Source organism: Microvirga sp. GN3, from assembly GCF_055792825.1.
This window is the reverse complement of record NZ_JBVVAK010000256.1, coordinates 1-7,273: the sequence shown is the minus strand read 5'-3', so window position 1 is coordinate 7,273 and position 7,273 is coordinate 1. Positions and strand designations below refer to the sequence as shown.

Here is a 7,273-nt window from a genome sequence, read left to right as displayed (position 1 = left end):
TCAGGATCTGCACCGAGCTCTCAAATCAGATCCGCGGCCTCATGAAGACCTTCGGCTTAGTCGTTCCCGCCGGCAAGGGCAGCACGTTCGAGAAGAATGTCCGCAGTCTCCTGGTCGACCAGGACGAGCTCGCTGCGATCGTGCTGCCGATGCTGGAGGCGTGGCGCAGCCTGCGCATCCGAGCCATGGAACTCGGACGTCAGCTCGTGGCTGGCGCGCGCCAGAACCAAGCCTGTCGCATTCTCATGTCGATCCCTGGGGTCGGAGCAATCACCGCGACATCCTTTGCAAGCGCTATCGAGGATCCGGACAACTTCAAGAACTCCCGCTCCGTCGGCGCCTGGCTCGGCCTGACCACCCGACGCTACCAGTCGGGCGAGGTCGACTATGATGGCCACATCTCCCGACGGGGCGATCGTCAGGTGCGAGGGCTTCTGTTTGAGGCCGCAACGGTCATCCTGACCCGCAGCTCGGCCGAGAGCGGCCTGCGGACCTGGGGCCTCAAACTCCGCGAGCGGGTCGGCTTCAAGCGGGCCGCCATTGCCGTGGCGAGAAAACTCGCCGTGATCATGCACACGATGCTGAAAACCGGCGAGTTCTTTGATCGGTCCGCCCGCACAAGCGCATGAGCGCGCGCCGCAGCCTGGGGGACCGGCGATGACTAGAAGCTAAGGCACTGCCAGATTGCGTCCGCTCGTCGGATGGGCCGAGACGTCCCTGCCGGGACGGAGGTCAGGTCATTCCGCTGATGGGACTGCAGGTGCGCGTCATCGACCCGCAGACTGCGTCGAATACATTGGAAGGCCCCACCTGCGAAGACCATCATGCGGCGAGCCGCTCGAACTGCTCAACGAGTGACAGTTGCTGAATGCAGGCGTATTTCGCCTGTCCTTCGCGCATCATGTGAATCAGTTCGATGCCGCCCAGCACAGCGCGAGCGCTATTCATGGACTTGAAACCCAGCGTAGGGCGCACACGTCGTTTAATGGCCCGATGGTCTGCCTCGATGATGTTGTTATCGGGCATGAATAGGCGCGACACCTTCTATCCGCGCTTCAGAAAGCTGAAGGGTCGATTGCCATCAGCTGACCGGGATAGGGGTATCGGGAGCACGCAAGGTGGGCAGGCCGTCGTATCTCATGAGCTGAGAGCTCGTGTTGTTGTCTGGCGCCCTGCAACTGGTCCGGGTACGTTCCGAGCGCAGATCGTTAGTTGTCGTGTAGCCCGCCATCTCCCGAGTGAATGCAATCCAACAGGACCCGGGGATGAGGATTATTGCTCTCGATGTCCATCGTTCTTTTGTCCAGACGGCAGTTTGGGGGAATGGGACACTCCGGGACACCGGAAAGGTCGATTTCGACCACAACCGCCTCCTGCACTTTGCCAAGTTACTGAAGCCTGATGACAAGGTCGTCCTCGAGGCGACCTGTAATACCCGTCATTGTGCGCCTGCCGTCACCCTTCGTGGCGCGCGTAGTGCAAGATCGATGCACGGCTACTGGCGAAGCTTTACGCGAGCGGGTTTCTGCCCGAAGTCTGGATGTCAGATGAGGAGACCGAGACCCATCAGCGTATCACGGCGGAATCCCCCAACTCATCGCGCAAATGACCCACCTCAAGAACTGGATCCACTCGGCCCCGCACGCCCACCTGATCCCTTTGTATCAGGGTAGCCTATTCTCCCAGTGAGGGAGAGCTTGGTTAGGGACCCTCCCGCCTGCCGAGAATCAGCGCGGTGTGATCCTATGCCATCTCGGCGAACTTGATCGGCTTGGTGCCGAGGTCGCAGAACTGGACAAGATCCTGGCCCGGAAAGCTCTCAAGGATTCGCAAGTCGGGCGTTTGATGACGACCACGGGGGAATGCAACCGTTGCGATGGGCATTCTGGCGGCGATTGGCAACATCCAGAGGTTCCTCTCGCCGGAGAGGCTCGTGAGCTACTTCAGGCTCAATTCTCAGTACGACAGCCGGGTGACAGGCCCGCATACCAGGGTGGTATCAGCAAATAGGGACGGCCCACGCCCTGCTCTTCGCGCCGGGGCACCCAAGCACCATGACTCTTGCTGAATCAACCATGCCGATCCACTCGCTGGGAGAGCCAGGCACTGTGTACGCCCATGCTATCCAAGCAGACCCGGCGAGCCTCTCGTCGTACTATGTTGCGTCCAGATCCATGCCTTATCAGACCGTGACATGTTGGACGCAGACGCCTCAGGACCTCAGCGATATGACAAAAGCTCGTTCTGATGTCGAAAGCGGCTTGTCAAATACATCCGTGTGATAGCCGCTTTGGCGGATGCGAATGGACTTCAGATCACGCCATGTACTGTGTTTGAGCGGGTCTGCCATATTGCGCGACAGGATCGCTTCACGGTTGGTCTGGCTGCGGTCAATGACGATCTGCTCAGGACGTCCGTACTGCTTGAGGGCCTTGCGCAGGAAGCGCTTGGCTGTCACGCTGACCCGCACGCTTATGGCGGCCCGCACCCGGCTGGTCAGGATCACAACCGAACTCTCTATCCAGATCCTGGCCGGATGAAGGCGTTTGGCCTGCTCGTTCCCGCAAGCAAAGGCAGCACGTTCGAGACGAATGTCCGCAGTCTTCCGGTCGGCCATGCAGGTGCAGTGGGTTATTGGACGCATCCAATGCAAAACCTCCGCAGGGAGCCGAGAATCTAGCGGAGGGGTACTCTGCGTTCTCTTCGGACATTTCCCTAAGGGGGGATCTATAAGTCAACAATCCTGCGATAAGAGTAAATGCTATACTCCCTCCTGCATAGGCGAGGTTTATGGCTAACCATCCGTGGGAACGCACAAGTAAGCAGGACAGTAATCCGCCTAATGCTGCGAAAAATATAACAGCGAACATGAGTGTATATCCCCTTGTGTGATGAGTTTGTGTTATTGTTGAAACTAATCTACTTATTGAATTGTGCTCGAAATGTGATCCTATACTTACCTAAATAGGCGTATAAAATTTCATGCTCCGAGTGGCACGCGTATTGCGATCTTAATGCCCGTCAACGACGTCAGTCGTGTGTGAACCTCCCCGGCCAAATGCGAGGCATTGTGGTCGGGGCGTCCCGTCCGGCTCGGGGACGCACCCTCCGCTGGGAGAAGACTTTGTCACGAAGGAGGCTCTAGGCGGCGAGCGCCGCAGCTGCTGCCGCCGCCTTCGGACGCAGGAGGATCACAGCGCCAGCGTGTGCGCCGCGTGCAGGTTAGCATCCGCGCGCCGCCCGTCGGTGCTCGCCACGAATACCGGACCGCGCCACTGCGCCTTGTCGACCACCCCGTTCCTCACGTCCGTGCAACTCGTCCAGTAGGACGGCACCACCAGTTCCGGAATCCCGTTTCAACTCAGCTTGTCTCCGGCGCGACGGATGTATTGCCCCTTCGAGCCGTTGTTGATCATCTTGTTGACGATGCGCCCCTTGGAGGTCGGCCCTTCCTTCTCCTCCGCCACGACGGTGAGGTGCTCCCACACTACGACGGCGTTCCACTACAGGGCAAGCTCCGTCTCCTGCGAGGACACGTACCCGAACCAGGACTTCTTGATCCCGTCGCTCGCCCGGTACTCCAGGCGGCGGGCCTCCTTCAGCTGCGCCACGCAAACGAGCAGATGCTTCAGCCGCTGCACCCGGCCGGTGAGCATTCGGTCCTCGGTGACCATCTCCAGGTCGACCAGCGCATCGGGAGATCGCCTGAGCACGCGGTTGACGTTGGCCCTGATCCGCTTGATGGAGTTGTAGGCCAGGTCGATCTGCGAGCGGAGTTTGTCGATCGTCTCGCAGCGGGCGTTGATCGCCTTGAGGAAGTCCGAACCGTCGAGGAGCAGCATCTCGACGGTTTCCCCGTCATGCACATGCGACTCGAGATAGGCCTTGGTGTCGTGTTGCCTCACGTAATTTTGCTACCGTCTGCCCCATCCAGAATGTTACCCACTCGCCCGGCATGAGGGATTTGGAGCGATATATGGCGCTGGGCTGCTGGCCTCTCCGATGAGGCGCTGCACGGCTTGTTGTCGCCAAGCCCTTACTCGCTTCTGCAGCGTGTGAAGCTGTCGCAAGCTGTATTGTCCAGGGTAACGGGCTTGGAATTCGACGAGAAGTTCAAGTGCGGTCTGATCTGGACGTTCTTCAAGGCACACTGCCATCTCTTCCCAATGGTCCTTAAAGATATCGGGGCGTCGACCACGCGGTTTGTCATTGAGCCGACGATACGTTTTGGGCCCAATGACAAGGCCGCGCGCGAGCCGCTTGGCGCCAGAGACTGACCCGTCGGACGAACGTTTTATACTGCTTGCGGGTAAAGCGACCTGGAAACTGGACGCACAACTCTTCGAAGAGCTGCATGGCGTTGATATTGGGGAATTCTTCCAATCGGCGGCACGCGATCGGCCACACCATGCGGAGCGCCTGGATGCGGGCTTGGCCAGGTTCCGCGTAGACCGGCTTCGGCTTGTCTGGTGTCTTCGCTGGCGTTGCCGCGGGCGCAGGTTGGATCGCCAGCTTGAGCGCGGCGGTCGGACCGGCAATCGGAGCCTGTGTTGAGACCTTTTGTAGGCTTCGCAGGTAACGCGGTTTGGCTTCGACAGAGAAGGTCGGACGGATCTCGCCTGCGTGCCAGGCGCTCGATAGACTTGCGACGAACGCCGCCAGGTTGGGCGGCTCGGATGTCGCCGGCGGCGGTGTTTCGCCGTCAGCCAACGCTGCCAGGAAAGCCTGTACAGCTCGCATCTCCTCCAAAAGCTTCAGCGGATCGAGCTCGGCGACGATCTCGCTCAGCTTACTCCTGACGGCCATCGGAGTATCCTCGGCCTGGAGGAGACGCTCGCAGGGTGTCTGCGGCGGATGATAGCGCTTAGACACCTTCGCCCCGTCGCGCTGCTTGGCAGCCAACTTGAACGAGGGCTGGAAGAAGTTCACAAACAGCCTGGAGGCCCCGTAAAGACGCGTCATTGCCCTGGCTGCCGCCAAGCCTTCAAAGCGCTGATAGCCCAAGAGCTTCCGCACAACGGCGCCATTTTTCTGCTCTATCCATGCTTGGTCGTTCTTACGGTAAGCCCGTGCGCGAGTGAGTTCGATGCCATGACCAAGACAATATTCGATCAACCTGTTGTTGACGAACTCGCTGCCATTGTCCACGTCCAGGGCTCTCAGGGCAAAGGGCAAGCCCACGCGGATGCGCTCAAGTGTCTCGACCACGAGGGCACCTTCCCGGACCACGATGGGCGCGGCCTCCGTCCACCCGCTCGCGATATCAGTCAGAACCAGGCTGTGAACGTAGCTCCCGCGGTTCACCTCCCCACAATGAGCGACCAGATCCATTTCCATGCTGCCGGGGAGCGGCTCATTCCAGTCAGCAAAGGTGCGTATTTTGATGCGCCGCCTCGGCTCTGGCACAGCCCTTGCGGGCTTTTTCGTGCGGGTAGCGCGCCTCGGCATCTGGAGCAAGCGGTCGATCGTGGCGGCGCTCATCGACAGGATCTTGCAGCGTATCTCCTCCTCGAGCTTCAAATGTCCATTGCGTTCCAGCGCCGGCAATAGGATGGGCAGCAATGCCTTAAGGCGCTTGCCGCAGACGCGATCGGAAGCCTCCCACAGCACAATCAAAGCACCCCGAGCAGCCTCATCATAGAGCGACGGGCGCTGACGGGTCTGCCGGCTCTTCGGCTCCGGGTGGCTGTTCAGGACACGGATTGCGGACTTTTCGTGATATCCTGTCGCCGCGATGAACTCCTCCAAGATCCTGCGCTTGTCCTTGTTCGCGGCGGCCGCATAGCGATCCCGGATCGCATTGGCGAAATCCATGCGCATGGCATGTGTCATCTTCGTCTTCATGATGCCTCCCTAGTGGTGAAGGCATCGTGCAGTATGCGCCTTCACGGGTAACATTTTGGGTGAGGCAACGCGCGCGCTCGGTAACATTTTCCTTGAGGCAATGCGTCACTTGGTTCCGCCTTGCCCCAGTCCTTTGCCACTTTGATCAAGGACGCGTCGATGGGCCTGTCCAGCGCCACCACGGCGAAGGCACAGGTGTTGCGGGAGCCGTAGTCGCGGGCCACGACGTGCGTCAGCTCGGACAGCGGCTTGACCCGCGGCTTGCGGGAGAGCACACCCTTCACCGCGGCCGAGTCGCGGCCGATCTCGAGGCACAGCGAGCCAAGCTCGAATTCCTGCGGGTCCGTGTCGCCGACGAGGTTCAGGAACGGCTCGCGCCGCAGCATGGCCCGCACGTGCAGCGGCTTCTGGCGGGCGAGGGGAGAGGCCACCAGCAGCGGACGATCAGGGGAGGGCCGCCTGCAAGGACCGACGGCAGCGCCTCGGTCACGTGCTGCGTCAGTTTCTCTCATGGTGGTGTAGGCACGTTGCTGCTGTGCAAGTATCTTGGGATCCCGATCAGCCGGACGTCCGACCACCCGTCTCAGGGACATTTCTGGGCATTCGACGTTGCGACCCGCCGCGTGATCCACCGATGGCGCGAGATCGCTCCCCACTGAGACGAGCAGTTCCTTAAAGCGTCTTCTTGGAAATTCTGGATGACCTTCTCGTGTCCGTGTGCGGCTGATAAGTTTGGCGGGTTCGGAGATAATCCATGATAGATGAGCGTTACGACGAACAGGAGCAACGCGAGAAGCCGAAGGTCACTCAATTCAGCTTATTCGGGAATGAGAGAAGGACCCGTGTCACCCTGCTTTTGCTCGCCCTTATAAATGTAGGTGTTCTCGCTTTGGTGGCCGGATACCTCTTCAATTTATCGTGGGATCCATACAGCCCTGCCCGTCACCTCTGGTAGGCTATTCTGTCTCGTTAACGTTTCGGATGGCCGAGGCCTCTGAGCTGTTCCCTGACTTCGCAAAAAGAACTTCCGTGAAACTATAGACCTCAATAGCTCCGCCACCGCTTCACCTGCGCCGCTGTCTCCAAGGCTTTGCCGGCCTCAATCTCGTCGGGTGGCACCTCAGCTTCCGGTCCCATCGTAACTTCTGACTGCGGACCGAAAGATCGTGGAACGGTTCGTATTCTCCTATGGGGCAAGCCTCTCCCACTGTTCTGCGACCGACCGTTGATAAGTCCAAGCGAATTTCGCCATTCGACTGCGCACGTTATGGACCGTTCCGATTCTGCCCAGCACAGCACGAGTGCTAGAGGCTGGTGAACGATTTTTGCTCGATCCAAGTGCCTGCTCAGAATAGGTTGGGTGCCGGGCTGCGGAGGCAAATATGGGCTGTCCCGCGAGAGCCAGCGCCATGGATGCCTTCTGCCTCTA

The 7,273-nt window shown here is 59.7% G+C and carries 6 protein-coding genes and 2 pseudogenes; 1 reads left to right on the top strand and 7 read right to left on the bottom strand.

The window, feature by feature from the left end:
- On the top strand, positions 1–629 hold a 629-nt coding region (locus ACS5Q1_RS45415; RefSeq protein WP_473104378.1), incomplete at its 5' end, for an IS110 family RNA-guided transposase.
- Between the two features lie 193 nt (positions 630–822).
- Here ACS5Q1_RS45415 and ACS5Q1_RS45410 read toward each other — a convergent pair.
- The 7 genes and pseudogenes from ACS5Q1_RS45410 to ACS5Q1_RS45380 all read right to left on the bottom strand — a co-directional run.
- A pseudogene (locus ACS5Q1_RS45410) lies at positions 823–1,017 on the bottom strand (DDE-type integrase/transposase/recombinase); the annotation flags it as partial.
- A gap of 726 nt (positions 1,018–1,743) precedes the next feature.
- Positions 1,744–1,905: a hypothetical protein gene (locus ACS5Q1_RS45405; RefSeq protein WP_473104377.1), complete on the bottom strand. Its 162-nt coding sequence runs from the start codon at positions 1,903–1,905 to the stop codon at positions 1,744–1,746.
- A gap of 376 nt (positions 1,906–2,281) precedes the next feature.
- Positions 2,282–2,452 (bottom strand): annotated as a pseudogene (locus ACS5Q1_RS45400) (IS6 family transposase); the annotation flags it as partial.
- Between the two features lie 904 nt (positions 2,453–3,356).
- The gene (locus ACS5Q1_RS45395) at positions 3,357–3,488 is read right to left on the bottom strand and encodes a hypothetical protein (protein ID WP_473104376.1); all 132 of its coding nucleotides are present in this window, start codon (positions 3,486–3,488) and stop codon (positions 3,357–3,359) included.
- A gap of 15 nt (positions 3,489–3,503) precedes the next feature.
- The gene (locus ACS5Q1_RS45390) at positions 3,504–3,905 is read right to left on the bottom strand and encodes a hypothetical protein (RefSeq protein WP_473104375.1); all 402 of its coding nucleotides are present in this window, start codon (positions 3,903–3,905) and stop codon (positions 3,504–3,506) included.
- Between the two features lie 301 nt (positions 3,906–4,206).
- Complete coding sequence (locus ACS5Q1_RS45385; RefSeq protein ID WP_473104374.1) at positions 4,207–5,844, bottom strand: integrase catalytic domain-containing protein; 1,638 nt, start codon at positions 5,842–5,844, stop codon at positions 4,207–4,209.
- Between the two features lie 41 nt (positions 5,845–5,885).
- Positions 5,886–6,437 (bottom strand): hypothetical protein, encoded by a 552-nt coding sequence (locus ACS5Q1_RS45380; RefSeq protein WP_473104373.1) that lies wholly within the window; start codon positions 6,435–6,437, stop codon positions 5,886–5,888.
- Positions 6,438–7,273: the final 836 nt, after the last annotated feature.

Coding starts and splice junctions, on each gene's coding strand:
- ACS5Q1_RS45405 (WP_473104377.1), bottom strand. CDS start 1,905: ATGTTGCCAATCGCCGCCAGAATGCCCATCGCAACGGTTGCATTCCCC.
- ACS5Q1_RS45385 (WP_473104374.1), bottom strand. CDS start 5,844: ATGAAGACGAAGATGACACATGCCATGCGCATGGATTTCGCCAATGCG.
- ACS5Q1_RS45380 (WP_473104373.1), bottom strand. CDS start 6,437: ATGTCCCTGAGACGGGTGGTCGGACGTCCGGCTGATCGGGATCCCAAG.